Source organism: Streptomyces sp. NPDC037273, from assembly GCF_055603625.1.
Genome location: NZ_JBVJVO010000019.1, coordinates 41757 through 58151, shown reverse-complemented (window position 1 = coordinate 58151; position 16395 = coordinate 41757). Strand labels below are relative to the sequence as shown.

At 71.8% G+C, this 16395-nt stretch carries 16 protein-coding genes; 8 read left to right on the top strand and 8 right to left on the bottom strand.

Annotation, left to right across the window (positions count from 1 at the left end):
- Window positions 1-141: 141 nt before the first annotated feature.
- A complete protein-coding gene (locus ACZ7G1_RS34440) occupies window positions 142-1719 on the bottom strand; it encodes an amino acid permease (protein WP_470875034.1) in 1578 nt (525 codons plus the stop codon).
- Between the two features lie 264 nt (window positions 1720-1983).
- Here ACZ7G1_RS34440 and ACZ7G1_RS34435 point away from each other — a divergent pair, with 264 nt between their 5' ends.
- The gene (locus ACZ7G1_RS34435; RefSeq protein ID WP_471204372.1) at window positions 1984-2538 is read left to right on the top strand and encodes a helix-turn-helix domain-containing protein; all 555 of its coding nucleotides are present in this window, start codon (window positions 1984-1986) and stop codon (window positions 2536-2538) included.
- Between the two features lie 27 nt (window positions 2539-2565).
- On the opposite strand, the gene ACZ7G1_RS34430 is transcribed toward ACZ7G1_RS34435, so the two are convergent.
- The 3 genes from ACZ7G1_RS34430 to ACZ7G1_RS34420 are packed head-to-tail and all read right to left on the bottom strand — an operon-like array spanning window position 2566 to window position 4081.
- Entirely contained in the window at window positions 2566-2895 is a 330-nt protein-coding gene (locus tag ACZ7G1_RS34430; protein ID WP_470875036.1) for a hypothetical protein, read from the bottom strand.
- Complete coding sequence (locus tag ACZ7G1_RS34425) at window positions 2892-3509, bottom strand: Asp23/Gls24 family envelope stress response protein (protein ID WP_470875038.1); 618 nt, start codon at window positions 3507-3509, stop codon at window positions 2892-2894. The genes ACZ7G1_RS34430 and ACZ7G1_RS34425 overlap by 4 nt, the downstream gene beginning before the upstream one ends.
- A complete protein-coding gene (locus tag ACZ7G1_RS34420) occupies window positions 3500-4081 on the bottom strand; it encodes an RNA polymerase sigma factor (RefSeq protein WP_470875040.1) in 582 nt (193 codons plus the stop codon). The genes ACZ7G1_RS34425 and ACZ7G1_RS34420 overlap by 10 nt, the downstream gene beginning before the upstream one ends.
- Window positions 4082-4250: 169 nt before the next feature.
- Between ACZ7G1_RS34420 and ACZ7G1_RS34415 the strand changes: the two genes are divergently transcribed.
- The 6 genes from ACZ7G1_RS34415 to ACZ7G1_RS34390 all read left to right on the top strand — a co-directional run bounded on the left by ACZ7G1_RS34415 (window position 4251) and on the right by ACZ7G1_RS34390 (window position 9379).
- Window positions 4251-4730 carry an Asp23/Gls24 family envelope stress response protein gene (locus ACZ7G1_RS34415; protein ID WP_470875041.1) on the top strand — a complete coding sequence of 160 codons (480 nt, stop codon included), beginning with the start codon at window positions 4251-4253 and terminating at the stop codon, window positions 4728-4730.
- 59 nt (window positions 4731-4789) lie between these two features.
- Window positions 4790-4972, top strand: coding sequence for a hypothetical protein (locus ACZ7G1_RS34410; RefSeq protein WP_470875042.1), 183 nt, complete (start codon window positions 4790-4792; stop codon window positions 4970-4972).
- Window positions 4969-5880, top strand: coding sequence for a DUF6286 domain-containing protein (locus ACZ7G1_RS34405; RefSeq protein WP_470875043.1), 912 nt, complete (start codon window positions 4969-4971; stop codon window positions 5878-5880). Before ACZ7G1_RS34410 ends, ACZ7G1_RS34405 begins: the two co-directional genes overlap by 4 nt.
- A 19-nt stretch (window positions 5881-5899) precedes the next feature.
- Window positions 5900-6397, top strand: a complete 498-nt coding sequence (locus ACZ7G1_RS34400; protein ID WP_470875044.1) for a hypothetical protein — start codon at window positions 5900-5902, stop codon at window positions 6395-6397.
- A 373-nt stretch (window positions 6398-6770) separates the two neighbouring features.
- Window positions 6771-7160, top strand: coding sequence for a DUF6479 family protein (locus ACZ7G1_RS34395; RefSeq protein WP_470875045.1), 390 nt, complete (start codon window positions 6771-6773; stop codon window positions 7158-7160).
- A gap of 233 nt (window positions 7161-7393) precedes the next feature.
- Window positions 7394-9379 carry a hypothetical protein gene (locus tag ACZ7G1_RS34390; RefSeq protein ID WP_470875046.1) on the top strand — a complete coding sequence of 662 codons (1986 nt, stop codon included), beginning with the start codon at window positions 7394-7396 and terminating at the stop codon, window positions 9377-9379.
- Between the two features lie 269 nt (window positions 9380-9648).
- Here the strand turns inward: ACZ7G1_RS34390 and ACZ7G1_RS34385 are convergent, their stop codons facing one another.
- Entirely contained in the window at window positions 9649-12459 is a 2811-nt protein-coding gene (locus ACZ7G1_RS34385; protein WP_470875048.1) for a TIM-barrel domain-containing protein, read from the bottom strand.
- A gap of 297 nt (window positions 12460-12756) precedes the next feature.
- A complete protein-coding gene (locus ACZ7G1_RS34380) occupies window positions 12757-14058 on the bottom strand; it encodes a glycoside hydrolase family 27 protein (protein ID WP_470875050.1) in 1302 nt (433 codons plus the stop codon).
- 575 nt (window positions 14059-14633) lie between these two features.
- Between ACZ7G1_RS34380 and ACZ7G1_RS34375 the strand changes: the two genes are divergently transcribed.
- Entirely contained in the window at window positions 14634-14885 is a 252-nt protein-coding gene (locus tag ACZ7G1_RS34375; RefSeq protein ID WP_470875052.1) for a ribosomal protein L7/L12, read from the top strand.
- Between the two features lie 149 nt (window positions 14886-15034).
- On the opposite strand, the gene ACZ7G1_RS34370 is transcribed toward ACZ7G1_RS34375, so the two are convergent.
- Both ACZ7G1_RS34370 and sigK read right to left on the bottom strand, forming a co-directional pair.
- The gene (locus tag ACZ7G1_RS34370) at window positions 15035-15787 is read right to left on the bottom strand and encodes an anti-sigma factor (RefSeq protein WP_470875054.1); all 753 of its coding nucleotides are present in this window, start codon (window positions 15785-15787) and stop codon (window positions 15035-15037) included.
- Complete coding sequence (gene sigK / locus ACZ7G1_RS34365) at window positions 15784-16371, bottom strand: ECF RNA polymerase sigma factor SigK (RefSeq protein ID WP_470875056.1); 588 nt, start codon at window positions 16369-16371, stop codon at window positions 15784-15786. Before sigK ends, ACZ7G1_RS34370 begins: the two co-directional genes overlap by 4 nt.
- Between the last annotated feature and the right edge of the window lie 24 nt (window positions 16372-16395).

The window sequence follows — 16395 nt, the reverse complement described above, 5'->3', positions numbered from 1 at the left end:
GCGGGGGCGGATCCGGGGATGTCCCTCCCCCGGCGTCCCCGGATTCCGCCGGACACGGAGCCCGGCGTCCCCGGAGTCCGGCGTCCCCGGAGTCCGGCGGACGCGGGACCGGACCCGGTGGGCGCGGGCCCGGCGCCGGTTCTAGTCCTGGTGCCGCTGCCGGTGCAGGCGGTACACCGCGCCCGTGGCCACCGTGGCGGCAAGCACCAGGACGGTGAACCACTGGAAGTACCAGTGGTCGCCCTCCGGGTCGTACACGGCGGCACGGGGCCAGGCGAGGTTGACCGTCATGAACAGCCCGTAGACGAGGGCGAGCGCGTTGACGGGCAGTCCCCAGCGGCCGAGGGAGAACAGCGGCCTGCCGAGCTCGTCCCGCTCGTCGTCACCCGTCGCCGGCCACTCGCCCCGGAGCCGCCGCACGAGCATCGGTCCGGTGACCATCGCGTACGCCAGATACACCATCGCGATGCAGGTCGTGCCGATCGCCAGGAAGGCCTGGGGTGAGGCGAGGTTGAGCAGAAGGAGCACGGCCGCGCAGACGCCGACCGCCACCGCGGCAGTCCCGGGCATCCCCGTCCGTTTCGGCACCCGCGCCAGCTGCCGCGAGCGGGGCAGGACCCCGTCGCGTGCCATGGAGTAGAGCATGCGCGTGGCCGAGGTCTGGATGGCCAGGGTCGCCGCGCAGATGGCCAGGGCCACGTCGGCGAGCAGGACCTTGCCGAGGCCGTCGCCGAGGGTGCTGGTGAGCACGTAGCTCAGGCCTTCCGTGGCCAGTCGCCCGTCGGTGAGGCTCGGTGCGGCGATCAGCCCCCCGAGCAGCAGCACTCCGCCGCAGATCCCCGAGGTCGTGAGGGCGGTGAGCGTCGTGCGCGGGGCCGTACGCCGTGGGTTGACGGTCTCCTCGCTCATCTCGCTCGCGCTCTCGAAGCCGATGAGGACGTACGCGGCGGTGAACGAGCCCACCAGGAGGGCGGCAATGAGGCCGCCCTCCCCGCCGGTGTGCAAAGTAATGCCGGGATCGCGCTCGGCGTGGGTGGCGAGGAGGATGACGATGAGGGCGACGCCGGCGATCTCGGCGGTGACCCCGATGGTGTTGACGGCCGAAAGAACGCGGTTGTCCAGGACGTTGAGCAGCGTGGTGAGCGCGAGGAGGACCAGGCCGAGGACGGCGGCGTTGGCTGCGCCGCTTGTCGAGGTGGGCGACGGATCGCCGCCGACGAGCTGGAAGCCCGACCAGACTGCGGGCAGGACGACCTGGAGCGCGAGCGCGGCTGCTGCCACGACCACGATCCGGCCGATCACCATGATCCAGCCCGCGTACCAGCCGAAGGCGGGAGTCCCGAGCCGGCTGGCCCACTGATAGATCGCCCCCGCGATGGGCATCCGGGCCGCGAGTTCGGCGAAACAGGCCGCGACCAGCAGCTGGCCGGCGAGCACGACGGGCCAGGTCCAGAAGAAGCGCGGCCCGCCGAAGGAGTAGCCGAGGGCGAAGAACTGGAACACCGTGGTCAGCACGGAGATGAACGAGAACCCGGCGGCGAACGACGCGTACCGCCCCATCCGTCGCCGCAGCTCCTGCTGGTAGCCGAAACCCGCGAGCGAGGCGTCGACGGCGGCGGACGTGGCGGTGTCGGACGGGGCTGTGCCGAACGGGGCTGTGTCGGACGCGGGCGTGTTGGACGGGGGTGGCGCCGAGGGAGCTGGGTCGGTCACGGTCATGGAGGTCCCCTGTCGCGGAGGCGAGTTCCCTTAATTCCTGTCGAATGACAGAAATTAAGGGGGGCCGGTTTCCGCCTCATGTCGCGGCCGTGTCCCGACCGTTAGTGAGTCCTCTCCCGGCGACGCCGGGTGCAGCCGCCCGCAGTCCGGTTACGGCTCCTCCCGTACGCGGTCCCTCATGCGCGCCCTCGGTGCCGCTGCGGCGTACGGGTGATCCGCTGCGGCTTCGCGTCACGACCGGTGCGCACGGATTGTCACACCGGTATGACAACAGCGCATCAGAAGATGATCCCCGGCCAGGCAGCCGCGCCCGCCGCACGGGTGCCGGGTCGCCGGCCCGGCGATCTTCCCGAGCCGGACGAGCGGCGCAGGTTGCGGGAGCGGTGGGGCTTGACGACCAGGCAGGTGGCGACGGCGTTCGGGGTGACACCGGCGACGGTGCGGTCTTGGGAACAGGGCCGTTCGGCACCCCGTGGCAGTCGTAAGGAGGCCTACCGACGGTTCCTGGCCGGTCTGGCCCAGCACGGCGAGGTGGCCCAGCGCCGTGCAGCGGGCCGTGACGGGTTTCCTGCCGCGGACGTTCAGCGTCCGGCATCCCGCCCCACCGCCCCTGTGCTGCCCGCCCTGCGGCAGGACGTCACGCGAGCCGCATGTCCGAGGGTGCCCGCGGCGGGCGGGGTGGCGCACGTCGTCGTGGGCAGGACCGCGGCGGATCCCGTGGCGCCGGAGCGCATCCGGCGCCTTCGGCTGCTGGGGGCCGCGGCCTGCGTGTGGTCGCTCGCCCTGTGGGTGTTCTTCACCTGCCCACCGCCCCTCTGACAGGAACGGCCAGGTGTGGTGGGGCGGTCATACGATGCCGGTGACGGTCACTCGCACGGCCCCGGGTGTCGTGGCCGCCGCCTCGGCGGCCACCGTCCGCACGGCGCCGGCGGTGCGGGCGGCTTGCTGCTGTGCGCGGACGACGACATCGATGCGCAGGGCGGCAACCCGGCCCCGTGTGTCGAACGTGATGCGTACGGCGCTGCCCGGATCGCGCCGGCCGACCGCGTCGGACGGCCGTGAGGCGCTCGTGTTCAGCAGGGAACGCAGGCTGGGGCGCAGACACGCGACGCCGGGGACCGCGAGGACGGCATCGGTGACCTGTTGGGTGAGAGCCTTGGAACGGTCGCTGTTCACGGCCGGGCCTCCCGCGGCGGGGTGGGGGGTTCGTGGAGGTCGGTGATGGTGACGTTCAGGTCGCCGAGGGCCAGGCCGAGTTGCTCCTGGGCCGCACGGATCAGGCTTTGCCGCACCGCGAGGGTGGTGCCAGGGAGGTCTTGTCCGTAGGCGACGGTGATGCCGAGGTGGACGGTGGAGGGGCCGCGTGTGGGGTGGGTGCGGCTTCCGGGCGGGGTGATGCGGCAGCTTCCGGCCAGGACGCCGGGCACCTGCTGGGCGGCGGTGCGGAGGATGCGGGCGGCGACGGACTCGTACATCCAGGTGTCCTCGTCGACCTCGCCGAGCGGCAGGTTACGGCCGGGCCGCAGCTCCAGACGGACCGCGTCCATGACGTGCCGCACCACGGCGGCGGTGTCGATGTCGGCCGGTGGTGTGGCCGGGGGAAGGACAGCGGCCCGAAGGTGTGCCAGGTCGGCGACGGCCTGTCGGCAGTAGGGGCAGGTGGCGGTGTGCGGGTCGGTGCCCGGTCCGTCGTCCTGTTCCCACACGGTGGCCAGGTCCCTGCCGCAGGCGAGGAGTTCGAGGTCCTCGTCGTCGGGGTTCTCGTGGGGGTGGGGGGTGTTCATCGCCATGCGGCCATCGCCTCCGTCAGCATGCGCCGGGCCCGGAATACGCGTGCGCGGACCGCTTCGGGCTTGATGCCCACCGCCTGGGCGATCATCTCGTACGGTTGGCCCTCGATCTCCCGCAGCACCCAGCAGACCTTCTGCTCCGGGGACAGGCCGCCCATGGCCTGGGCGAGGTCGCGTACGGCGGCGTGCGACTCGGCGGCGCGGACGGGTGAGGACTGGTGTTCCGGTGCGGCCGGTTCGGCGACCGCGTCGAGGTCGGCTGCCGGTCGACGGGCGCGGAGGAGGTTCAGGCACCGGTTGGTGACGATGCGGTAGAGCCAGGTGCCGAAACCGGCCTCGCCTCGGTACTCGGGCAGGCTGCGCCACGCGCTGACGAAGGCGTCCTGGACGGCGTCCTCGGCTTCCGTTCTACTGCCCATCAGGCGTTCGGCGAGTTGCAGCATGGCAGGCGAGTGGCGGTGGACCAGCACCTCGAAGGCCTCCTCGTCTCCTTCCGCGGCCCGCACCACCAAAAGCCGGCCGGCGGCCTCGGCCGCTTCGTCTTCGTCGTCCGGGCCCCACCGAGCGTTCAACGCGGGCTCCTTCCAGCCTCCACCGCTTTGACACCGTCCGCCCGGCGTTCGTTACGCCGCTTCGATTCACACCTTTGTTCACTCGTTCACGGCGAAGGGCGCGTAACGGAAGGCGCACTCGCGGCGTCAAAGGAGTGCGAAACGCAACCGACCCGTCGAGGGAGCAGACATGACGGCAACACAGGAAAAGACCCCGGTCCGCCATAACCACTCGGACAGTGCCGTGCCGGGTGCCGGCCGCACTCAGGTCGACGAGCCGGGCGGTACCCGCGGGAGGACGTCGATCGCGGACGCCGTCGTCGTCAAGATCGCGGGGCGGGCGGCACGGGAGATCCCCGGGGTCCACGACATGGGCGGCGGGTTGTCCCGGACGCTGGGCGCGGTCCGCGACCGGGTACCCGGAGGGCGCCCGAATGTGGGTCGCGGTGTGAAGGTCGAGGTGGGCGAGCGCCAGGCGGCCATCGACGTGGAGCTGGTCGTGGAGTACGGCGTACCGGTCCCGGATGTGGCCCGGGACGTCCGGGAGAACGTGACCGCCGCGGTGGAACGGATCACCGGCCTGGAGGTCGTGGAGGTGAACATCGCCGTCACCGACGTCCACCTGCCCGGCGACGACGAGGACGAGAACGCCGAGACACGGGTCGCGTGAGCGCCTCACACCACTCTGGCGGACGGATGGCGCGGATGAGGGAAGGGAAGGCAACAGCCATGAGCAGGGACCTCCTCGGGCTGCTGGTCGGGATGACACTGGGATTCGCCGGCTGGTTCGGGGGCTTGGGAGCTTTCCTCCTTGTGGCCGCCCTCGGCGGGCTCGGATACGCGACGGGCCGCTACCTCGAACACGGCGGCGACCTGCGCGACCTCCTGATCACCGAACGCAGGCATCGGTGAAGGCCGCCGTCCGAGGCGTCACCACCGTCACCGACCTGGCGACGGCCAAGATCGCCCGGCAGGCAGCCGCCGAAGCCGCCGCCCCGGCGGGTGGGTACGTCCTGCGGTCGGCGGCCGCGACGCGCGGGCACCGCGTCGAGGTGGCCGTGGAGGTGAACCTGCCCGTGTCCGCAACGGTCGACACAGGCTGGATGGTCCACCTCCACGAGCATCTGACCAGCCGCACCCGGTATCTGACCGGGCTGGCCATCGCGCCCGCACGGCTGCGAGTCCGCAAGCTCACTCCGAGCCTGCCGCCGGGCACGGCCGAGCGGCCGTTGTCGGTCGTGGCCGGCAGGACGTGGTCTCCGCGGCGTGCCACGGTCACAGGTCTGGCGTTGACCGTGGCCGCCCTGTCCGCGCTCACGCTGTGGGCCGTCCTGCACGAGCACCTGCCCGGCATCTCCGTGTCGCCCTGGGCAATGGCGCGCCAGTGGACGGCGGCGTCCGGGGGCCGGGCCCTCGTACGCGCGGCGGCCGTGGCGGCCGCGGCCGCCGGCGGGTGGCTGATCTTCCTGGCTCTGGCCCCCGGCCACCGGCGCCTGTTACCCCTGGGCTGCCCCCGACCGGCCCGGGCGGTCATCAGCTGCCGGCACGCCGCGCGCCTGGTCCGGGCGGCCGTCGTCGAGGTGCCCGGACTGCGACTCCACGCTGTCCGCTTCACCCCGCGCAAGGTCACCGTCCGTGCCGACGCGTCCTCCGGCGCACCGCACGACAGCATCCGCGACACGATCACCGGAGCCATCGAGCGCACCCTCCACAGCATGGCCCTCAGCCGCACGCCGAAGGTGGAGCTCGTCCTCCGCCCCGCCCATGCCCCGCACACCGTCCCGACTTGGCCACAGGCACCGGCGGTCGAGGATGCGTAGCCGCACCGTGGTCAACCGGATGACGCTCGCTCTTACCGGACTTGCCCTCCTGGCCTCGGCTGCGGTCGCCGTCCGGTGGGGCGACGAGAAGGTCCTCGCTGCCGCCGTTCGACACCTGGAGCGAGGCGATCAGCGCCTGCTCCTCGCGTCGGGCAGTGCCTCCCTGGCCGCGTCGCTGGCCCTGCTCACCGTACAGATCCCGCGCCCGACCGGGCGCCGCCTGAGCCTTCCGGCCCCCGACTGTCGGCTCGACAGCCGGGCCGTCCGCCATGTCGTCCAAGCCGCCTGCGCCGCCGTGCCCGGGGTTGCGCGAGCCCGCTGCCGCCTCACGGGCCGCCGGCGCACCATGCGCCTGGCCATCACTCTCACCCTGAACGCAACAGCACACCCCGGCGACGTCCTGACCGCAGTGTCCGACGGCGCACTGGCAGAGATCGCGCCCCTGCTCACACCCCGTCGACTTCACACCAGCATCCGCGTCCGGGTCCAGCGCCCCCGCCCGCACCGAACCATCTGACCCAAGGCCCTCGGAAGGGACAGCACGGCCATCGGCGGCCCGTCCGCAGGAGCGGCTCCCCCGCCACGGCTCGGCCTGCTCGGGCATGCCCCTCCGAGGGGCGAAACACACAGCGATGCACAAACAATGCGAGTCGCTGCCCCGGTCCGCCGGAGACAGGCTGGGAGCAAGCCGGTGGAGCGGATCCCGCGGGACCAGCGCAAGCGACCCGCCCGCCGGCGGACGAGGTCCGCCCCGGCAGGCGCACAGCCCTTCGCACGGCGTCGCCGCACCTTCACGCCGGAGGTTCTCCTCGTCCGAAGCGTCTCCGCCCGAGCTCCAGCCGACCGGTTCCTCGCCAAGCCGGCGACGGTCCGAAGATGAGGGACATTCCATGAACATCCACACCTTCGCCCTTGAACAGCAGCAGCTCGCCGCCGGAGTCTGGCAGTCGGGACTGGCTCAAGTGATCGGCGGCCTGATCGTTGTCGCGGTGCTCATCGGCGCCTTCACCCTGGGCATCCGGGTCTCAAGGCGGGAACTCCCTCCCCCGGACCCCGCGAGCCACCCGCGACGGCCGGTCACCGACCGGCACCCCGGCGAGCTGTCCGAGTACCGCCGGCCCTCCGAGATGCCGCACACCGACGGCGAACACCGCCTCATGCCTTACAACTTGCGGAACTCAGGTGAGGCCCTGGACACCCCTCCCAGCGAAGAGCAGCGCAAATGGGGCGGCATATCCAGCGGCGGATTCGGAAGTGGCGGAACCGGCCACGGGGACTGAGAACCGAGCCGTCCCGCCCGGTTCCGGTCCGTCAGCTGTCACGCCGGGCGGCGGCGAGGGCCGTCGCCAAGGCGCGCCACGCGTGGGGGAAACGCGTCCGGTACGACGTACCGGCGCCACGTTCCTGACTCGTGAGGGGACCCCCCGCGCAGGCTCTGCGCGGGGCGGACCCGCAGACGGGGCCCGGTCATAGGTCCGAAGTGACGCCGCCCGGGGAGGGTCGTTTCCTCAGTATGCAATTCCTTCGGGCGAACGTACGCCACCGGACCACGTCGATACCCACCCCACGGCCACCGTCACGTGACTCCGCCGAGGCGGTGCTCGTCGAGCACTACCCCGCCCTGGTACGACTGGCGCACCTGATTCTGCCGCCGGGTCTTGGCCGCCACCGCAGGGTGCTGGCCGCCCATGCCCTCGTACAGCGGAGCCTCGGCCGCGCGGGAGCCGGTACACGGACTGGACGGGGGCCTGGGCAGGCCGGTTCCGTCGGCGACGCCCCTCGGATCCCCACGCCGCGCACGGGCGGGACCGTCGGAGGCTCGGCCCACGACTGGCTCCGCGCCCGGATCGTCCACGAGGCGCTGCGGCCGCCGCTCCGGGTTTCGTACGGAGCAGCCCTGCCCCGAGCGTTCGGCCTGCGGCTCTTCCCCCGGGCCGGCGGAACGGACGAACTCGCCCTCGATCGCGCACTGGCGGCAACCGCACCCGCGACGCGCGCGGCCCTCGCCCTGATGTCTCTCGAAGGCCTCGCTCCCCCGTCCGCCGTGGCCCTGCTCCGCGAGGCGGGCGCGGTCGATCCCGAGCGGGCCGTGCGGGAGGCCGAACGGCTGCGGACACTTCGCGCCGTCGGCGGGACCGAGCTCTCCACCGACGTCGGCGAGCTGCTCAGGCGCCCCGAGTTCGATCCCTGCACAGTCCATCTGCAGACCACCGATCTGCTGCGCCGTCGCCGCCGCGTCCGCCTGGCCGCTCTCGTCGGCACCGTGGCGCTGCTCACCGGGACCGCCGCCGGTGTTCTGGGCGGATCGCCCGCGACTCCCCCACGGTCGGCAGGGTCCGTCACCCCGGCCGGGGTGACCCCGGTACTCGTTCCGGCCGACGAGTGGGCCGACACCTCACGCGTCGACTTCACCACCTGGCCCGCGCGCGGAAGCCGGACCGGCGACCAGGCCCTGATCAGGCGCGCGACGGCAGCGTGGGCGGGCGGCGCGTCGGCCTCGGCCGGCCTTGAGCGTCCGTCGCTGTTGTACGCGGGCACCGTGGACGGGACGGGCGTCGTACTGCTGTGGGCCGGAGGCGTACTCGTACGCTACAGCGAGCCAGGTACAGGCCACGGCAGTCCCGCGCTGGTGAAGACACCGGCGCACAACAGCGACGTGACGACCGCGGCGGCCGTCGTACTCTCCCGCCGGAGCGAGCGAACCCGCTATCTCCTCGCCCCCTGGGTGGCCGAGGCCGGCATGCGCGATCTGCACGCCCCCGGCTCCCCCGTGCGGCCCTTGCGTGTGGCGGCGGACGGAACCACCGAGCCCGTGTCGAACGCTGAGCCGAACAGCGCCACGACGCGGTGCGGCGACGTACCGGTACTGCAGTTCCGCTCGTCGCGTCGGATCGTGGAAGACCACGCCTTTCTCGTCGCCGACCTGGGCGGCCCCATCCCCGCGCACCTGACGTGGACGCCCCTGCCGGTCCCAGGGCAGCCGGCCCGTCGACCACGCGAAGCAACCGGCCCGCTCGGGCTCGCGGCCTGGGCACACTCGGCGTGTTCGCTCGTACGCCTCCGGGGCAGCGGCGTCCGCTCCGTCAACCGCTGGGAGTTCGCCGCGCAGACTCTGCCCGAGAACGCGGGGCGCGCCTTGTGGGTGTGCTCGCGGGCCGACACGTGGGAGGGGCGGGGGCAAGCGGACGTCACGCTGGAGGTGCCGGGACGGACCGTGCCCGTCACCACCGTGCACCACACCGCAGCCTGCGGGCGATACGGACAGGACATCCTCGCCGGGACGTCCTGGTCGGCACCCAGCGGAGCGCGCTATGTCCTGGCCGCGGGCAGCCGACGCGTCGTGGGCGTCACCGCCGCGGGCGCGGTGCAGGCAGGTTCCCGAGGTCAGGTGCTGGCCGCACGCGGCGGCGGGGCCGCACCGCTTCGCCTGGTCGGACGCCTTGCGGACGGCTCGCCGCTCCGGGGGTGGACGTCTCCTTCGGTCGAAGGCGGCGGGTGAGCTGACGGCCATGCGCCGCGGGTCGGTGACCCGGCGACGGCGGATGCGGATGCGGGGCCGCGCCTGGGCTGCCCGATCATGCAGGCCGTCTGCGAGGACTTACAGAACTCGTGGGCGGTCCCCGGCGAGGCGACGCAGGGCCTCGGTGGGCGAGTGTCCGCGCATCCGGGGTGTGGCCCGAATGCGCGGACGGGGGCGGTGGCCTTCGTCGGAGGGGCGGTCCAGGAGTGAGGGCCGGTCCAGGAGTGGGGGCCGGTCCAGGAGTGGGGTCAGTTGGAGGGGCGGCCGGTGGCGGTGAGTTCGGCGAGGCTGGTCCAGGGGCCTCGGTTGGCGGCTTCGGTGAGGGCGCGGAGTCTGAGGTAGCGGCCGGGTTTCGTGGCGAAGGGCAGTTTGGTGGCGGTGCCGATGTCGGGGAGGGTGCCGGTGGCGACGGGGGTGCCCCAGACGGTGGGGCTGTCGGAGACGTAGAGCTCGTAGGAGCCGATGCGGCCGTTGACGCCGCCGTCCTGGCGGGGAAGGAGGGTGATGGAGTCGACGTCGTAGCGGGTGCCGAGGTCGATCTGGAGGTCGTGCGGGAGGGCGGAGTTTCCGGTGGACCATTTGCTGTGCCAGATGGTGCCGGTGTTGCCGTCGAAGGCGTTGGTGGCGGCGCCGTTCTCGGCGGCGGTCTCCTGGCTGTCGACGGAGAGGAGCTTCCAGCCGGCCTGGCTGATGGGGCCGCTCGACGTGCCGCCCACGGGGGTGCCGGCGGGAACGGTGACGGACGTCGCGGTGATGGTGAAGGCCGTCGACTTCGCGGCGGTCTTCACCCAGAGCGTGCCCGAGCGGTCTGCGGGGTCGAAGAACCATCCCTCGGTCGCGCTGTCGTAGGCGGAGCGGGTGGTGAGGGGCGGGAGGGTGGTGCCGTCGACCTTGACGGTGCCGGGGGCGGCCGCGCTGTGGACGGTGAACTCGTAGCCGCGGGAGGCGGGCTTGCCGGTGTAGCTGCCGGTGGGGGCGCCGACCGCGATGGTGACGTCGCCGGTGCCGGAGGCGGGGGCGGTGACGTTCACCTGCTGTCGGGCGTAGGCGCCGGATTTGTAGGCGCGGGTGAGGCCGTCGTCCTCGTACAGGCTGAAGGAGGAGGTGCCGCGCGGGTAGATGTCGTAGGTGAGGGTGGAGACGGGTTTTTCGCCGGTGTAGTTCATCTTCGGCCACATCGGGATGATCGACCCGGCCCTGACGAAGAGGGGGAGGGTGTCGAGCGGCGCCGTGTAGCCGTTGAGCCAGCCGGGGCCGTTGTAGACCTTGCCGGTCCAGTAGTCGGTCCAGCTGCCGGCGGGGAGGTAGATCCCGTCGCGTGTGGTGGTGTCGCTGACGACGGGTGCGACGAGGAAGGAGTCGCCGGCCATGAACTGGCCGCTGGTCTGGTTTCCGCGGGCGACGGGGTCGTTCGGGTATTCGAGGACCATCGCGCGCGTGGCGGGGGTGCCGGTGTCGCTGGCGGTTCGGCTCGCGGTGTAGAGGTACGGCATCAGCCGCATTTTCAGCTGGAGGTACTTGCGGTTGATGGACAGGTAGGGCTCGGCGAAGCGCCAGGGCTGCTTGTCCTGGTAGCCGGCCGAGGGGTTGGTGGCGCCCCAGCCGGACATGGTCATGAAGGCCGGGGTGAACGCCTTCCACTGGAGGTCGCGGGTGTAGGTCTTGGGGCTGCCGCCGAAGATGCCGTCTACGTCACCGCTGGCGTAGTTGAGTGCCGAGAGCCCCGCTCCCGCGATGGCGGGCACGTGCCAGCGCATGGCGTCCCAGGTGCCGCTGGTGTCGCCGGTCCAGACGACGGCGTTGCGGTGGGTGCCCGCCCAGCCGTCGACGGTCCAGACGAAGCGGCGCGCGTCGGAGTTGTTCTCGATGCCGTCCACGGCCTGCTTCACGCCCGTGAAGGCGCTCTTGTAGCCGCCTCCGATCCAGGCGACGTCGGTCTTCACCGCGCGCGATCCGGCGGTCCCCACCTCCGTGGCGATGCCGTCGAGGCCGGTCGAGGTCCACAGGCCGGTCTGGAAGCCCTTGGCCTTGAGCTGGGAGACGGTGGTGGGAAGGGCGGTGTAGCCGCAGCCGTACCCGTCGTTGGGCAGGAACCACCCCGACGGCATGTCCGCGGCGCGCGCGTCGGTGGCGTACCCGACGACGTCGGGTGTCGTCTGGTGCCGCAGACGGTTGTGGTCGCCCTGGTAGGCCGGGTTGGAGGCGTTGAAGCAGTCGGCGTTCCCCAGTTCGAGGCCCCAGATCGGCGCGAGGAAGGGCTTGCCGGTGACGTCGGTGTACCCGTTCAGGACGTCCTTCAGGGAATCACCGGCGAAGTACCAGGCATCGAAGCGGCTTTCGTCGTGGCGCAGCGAGGTGGGGGCGCCGAAGGAGTACGAGCCCGGGGCCCAGGTGTTGCGCATGACGCCGTAGCCGTTGGTGGACATGTAGAACGGTGCCGGGCTCGCGTTGGTGTTCTCGGTCCACTGGTTGCTGACGGCGACGGGCACGGTCTTGTCGCGCAGGGCCCATTCGCCGAGGCGCAGGCCGGTGCCGTAGAACTGCTCGTCCGCGGCACGGCTGAGGTACTGGGTCGTCTGCGAGCCCGTCCAGCTGGTCGGCTGGGACTCGGACCAGACGAGGGTGGTGTCGTCCGCCCGGTAGAGGGCGAAGGTGAGCGGTGCCTTGTTGATCCGCAGGCTGATCTTCGAAGTGGCGACCCGGTAGTAGCCTCCGGCGTCCGTGAGCGTGACGCCGACCTGCCCGAAGCTCGTCTGGATGGCGAGATCGCTGCCGGCGGGATCGTCGCTGAAGGCCCCGTTCGGGGTCAGCCAGACGCGGAAGATGTCGGGGCGGGCTACGACGACGCGCGCCGCCGCGCCGGTCGACGTGGTGATGGTGACGGTGTTGCCGGACTGGGTGACGCCGGTGACGTTGCCGGCCGTGACCGCGTGCGCCGCCGGAGCGGGCAGGGCGACGGACAGGAGTGCGGCGAGGAGCGGTAAGACGATGGCCAGCGCGGTGCGTCTGACGCCGGCGCTACCGGGTCTCGGGTGGGGGGAGGGAAGGGCGGGGCGCATGGGGACGGCTCCTCGTGAGGTGTGGGGCTCCCGGGGCGGTCCCGGGTGTCAGGGGGGGGTGCGCAGTGCGGGGTGGGGGTGCGCTGTGCGGGGTGGGGGGCTGTGCGGGGTGGGAGCGCTGTGTGGGGAGGGGGCGCTGTGTGGGGCGGAGGGCGCGTGCGGGGCAGGGGGTGCGCGTGCGGCGTGGGGGGGGCAGCCGGTCTTGGTGGGGGTCCATCGCTGGTTGTCGCCGCCGTGCCAGGTTCAGGTGATGAGCTGGGTGCCGCGGGTGGTCGAGGAGCCGGGTGCGTCGATGGCCTAGGTGCCGTCGGCGATGCGGTGGACGCCGTCGGGGACGGCCGGTGGGGTGGTGGGGCCGCCCGGAGTCACACGGAACATCGCCGTGCCGTGACTGGGGAGTCGGGCGCTGATCGTGCCCGTGGTCGTCGTTGTCGTCTTGGACCACAGGTCTCTGAGGGTGTAGGAGCCGGCCCCGCCGATGCCGAGGGCGTCGGCGGTGGTGGCGACGGTGGTCGTGGCCGGTCCCCGGTTGGTGAGGGTGACCGCGCGGTCGCCGTTGGCGAGCACCTTGACCATGACCAGCTTGCGGCCGCTGTCCTGGACGACCGTGCCTTGCCGCCCCGCCGGGTCCTGGTCTACGGCGATGACGTCCCTGTTGCCGAGGATCGCCCGAGTGGCCGGTGAGGTGCTGGGGACGTCGTGGCCCATGACGAGGGGGGCGGCGAGGACGGCCCAGAGGCTGAAGTGGGTGCGGTACTCGGCGTCCGTCATTCCGCCGTTTCCCACCTCCAGCATGTCGGGGTCGTTCCAGGCGCCGGGCTTGGCCGCGGTGGGGTGCCGCGCGGCCTGGCCGAAGTTGTACATCACGCTGTTCCAGTTGTCGCCGATGTCCGTGGAGGTCCGCCACAGGTGGGCGACAGCGCCGGCCCAGGAGGGGAAGTCCAGTGCGGAGCAGCAGGCGGAGAGGCTGTAGGTGATCGGTCGGCCGGTGCGGGACAGCGCGTCGCGCATCCGGGTGAAGAGGGTGCGGGCGATCTGCTGCTCGGTGGAGCCGGGGAAGTCGGCCCACATGCGCGGGGACTCGGTGGGACTGGTCTGGCACCAGTCGTACTTGAGGTAGTCGACGCCCCAGGAAGCGAAGGTGTCCGCGTCCTGCTGTTCGTGGCCGTAGCTGCCGGGCAGGTGCTGGCAGGTGCCCTGGGCGGGGGACTCGTACACGCCGAACTTCAGCCCCTTGCCGTGGATGTAGTCGCCGAGTGCCTTCATGCCGTTCGGGAACTTCACGGGATCGGCGACAAGGTTCCCGGCCGCGTCCCTCTGCGGGGCCATCCAGCAGTCGTCGACGGTGACGTACTGGTAGCCGAGGTCCTTGAGTCCTTCGGCGACGATCGCGTCGGCGACGGCCTTGACCTTGTTCTCGGTGATGGAGCAGCCGAACTTGTTCCAGCTGTTCCATCCCATCGGCGGGGCGAGGGCCTGGCCGTCGTCCAGGGCGGAGGCGGGTGGGGCCGAGCCGAGTGGCACGGCCGCGACGAGCGTCAGGACGACGGCCGCCGTGGCGGCTCTTGCGCGGAGTGCGGCTGAGAGGCGGAGGAGCATGGAACTCCTTCGGTGCTGGGAGCCGACGGGGAGGACGATCCGTGCCGTTCATGTCGGGGCTCTCGGCCGGTGAGGGACCGAGTCGGTGCTCGCGCCGACCGCGAAGGAGCCGCCGGCGCTGTGGTGACGGATGGTGTGCGGCGGCAGCCATGGCATCAGGCGCCAAGGATGACGTCAAGTGCTTGAAACAGTGCTGTTTCAAGCAACTTCAATCAGTCCGTGCAGACGTGCAGGTCACAGCCCTGGGCCTCGGCGGGCGGGAAAGACGTCCGACGGCAGCGCTTGACAGTGCCGGCCCACCGCGCAAATTGTCCGGGCCAGCGTCGGAACCACCACGACCGCGGGTTCCGTCCGGTACGACGTGCCCCGGAATCGCGAGCTTCGCAGTCGGGGTTGCGGTGGCAACCGTCTCTCTGACCGGCACGGGGTTCCCGGCAGGGCAGTTGGCCGGCTGAGGACAGCGATTCGGCGGCAGGTCCGTTGGTCTCCTCCGCGCCCGCGGCCTCCTCAGAACATGACGTGCGCCCCGCCATATGCTGTAGCCCATCGGTGGACTCGTAGAGGGATCGGACACGATGAGCGAATCGTTCTTGCTGATCTGCGACGATCAACCTCACGACGCGGTTCTCACAGACGCCGGCCCCGAGGCGATCGAGGTCGTGAAGCTGCTACACAGGCGCACGGGGCTGAGCCTGTGGTCTTGCAAGTCGCTCGTCAGCCAGCTGCCCGCAACGATTCTCGAGAACGTGCCCGAGGAAGTCGCCGCCGCCCTGGTGGACGAACTCCGCGCAGCCGGTGCTTGCGCCCAAGCCGAAGTGAAGCGGTAGCAGTAGTAGTCGTCCCGAGATCGGCGACAGACTCCCTTCGTTCGTACGCAGCCGGGCTCTCCACCAGCATCAAACCCCGACGCCAAGGGCGAGCCGTAGCCGTCTCTGCTCGGCGCGTCCTTGGCCTCGGTGTTCGGGGCGGGGACGCCTCAAGTGGGCAGAGCCAGTAGCAGGAGTGGGGTGGTGGTGGGGTGGGGGGAGCCTCCGGTCGGTTCGAGGGAGAGGCCGACGGCGCCGGCGTCGGCGATGTCGCCGGCGAGGGGGGTGGTGCCGTCGGCGGGGATGAATCCGGCGGGTTGCATGGTGCCGTCGTGGTCGAGCCAGAGCTGGTAGGTCATGCCTTCGGCGGGGGTGGGTAGGCCGGTGGCCGTGAAGACGGCTTGGTTTTGGCGGTCGGAGGTGACGACGGTGGTGAGGGCGCCGTTGGTGGTCCGGCCGTGGACGGTACGGGCGTCTGGTGCGGTCAGGACGGTGGTCACCGCGTCGAGGTTCTGCTGGGCCTGCTGAACCTGCTGGTGGGCGTCCTGGCTCTGCTGGTACTGCCAGGCGGCGAGGCCGGCGAAGGAGGCCGCGGCGGCGAGGCTCGCTGCGAGGGCGAGGGGGGCGGCCTTGCGCTTGAGGGCGCGGGTGGCGCGGTGGGCCGCGCTGGTCTCGGGGAGTTGGGGCGGGAGTTGGCGGACGCCGTCGATCGCGGCCATCGTGTGCTGCTTGAGGGTGGGCGGCGGGTCCTGGGCGGCGGCTCCGGCTAGGCGGGCGGTGGTCGCGGCGAACTCGGCCACGTCCCTGCGGCAGTCCTCGCAGTGCGGGAGGTGCGCGGCGAAGTCGGCCCGCTCGGCGGGGTCGAGAGCGTCGAGGACGTAGGCGGCGGCGAGGGCGTGGAGGTCGGAGCGGTGCTGGTTCATGTGGTCACCCCCATGCAGTCGCGGAGGCGGATGAGTCCGTCGCGCATGCGTGTCTTGATGGTGGGAAGCGGCGTGTGCAGGGTCTCGGCGACCTCACGGTAGGTCAGTCCCCCGTAGTAGGCGAGGGCCACGGCCTGGCGCTGGAGTTCGGTCAGGCCGCGCATGCAGCGGCGTACCTGCTCGGACTCCAGCCGGGTCTCGACCTGTTCGGCGACCTCGTCGAAGGCGGTGGTGTGCTCCCGGGCGGCTTGGGCGTGTTCGCGGTCGGTGGCGGCCTGGGCGGAGCGGACGCGGTCCACGGCTCGGCGGTGGGCGATGGTCGCCGCCCAGGTGGTGACGCTGCCGGCCGTGGGCTGGTAGCGGGCTGCCTGGCGCCACAGATCGATCATGACTTCCTGGGTGACTTCCTCGGACTGGGCGCGGTCGCGCACGACCCTGACGACGAGGCCGAAGACCATCGGCGCGAGGGCGTCGTAGAGGGCGGAGAAGGCCTGCTGGTCGCCTTGGGCGACCTTCCGCATCACCTCGGCGAGAGCGGGGCGTGAGGTCGGGCCGGGGTCGTCGGCGGGTACGGGTCGGTTCACCGGGTGGGCTCCGCGGGTGGGGAC